The following is a 490-nucleotide window of genomic DNA, read 5'->3' on the forward strand; positions in this document are numbered from 1 at the left end:
CATCGTTCACCGGCGTGACCGTTAAGCTCAATGTTGAGGTGTCATTGGCGCCAGAGCCATCGGTTAAGGTGTACGTGACAACCGGCACCGCGCCATTGTAATTGCTGGCAGGGGTAAAGGTGTAAACGCCATCACTGTCCAGGCTAAAGGTACCGACACCGGCAATCACCACATCGGTTCCATCAGCGGTATGCACGGTTGCATCGCCCGCGACAGTAAAGGTGGTGACGGTAATCGGGCCATCCACACTGGTGCCGTCAATCACATTACCGGTCACTTCAGGGCTGTCTTCTGCAAGGGTGCGGGTTTCATTGTTATCAGTGAAATCATCGTTCACTGGCGTGACCGTTAAGCTCAATGTTGAGGTGTCATTGGCGCCAGAGCCATCGGTTAAGGTGTACGTGACAACCGGCACCGCGCCATTGTAATTGCTGGCAGGGGTAAAGGTGTAAACGCCATCACTGTCCAGGCTAAAGGTACCGACACCGGC

1 protein-coding gene is annotated in these 490 nt (G+C 54.7%); it reads right to left on the reverse strand.

What is annotated here, in order from left to right:
• On the reverse strand, positions 1-490 hold a 490-nt coding region (locus AAEY97_RS21155; protein WP_351001303.1), incomplete at both ends, for a cadherin-like domain-containing protein.

It is taken from the genome of Shewanella sp. TB7-MNA-CIBAN-0143 (assembly GCF_040310065.1).
In the GTDB taxonomy this organism is placed as follows: domain Bacteria; phylum Pseudomonadota; class Gammaproteobacteria; order Enterobacterales; family Shewanellaceae; genus Shewanella.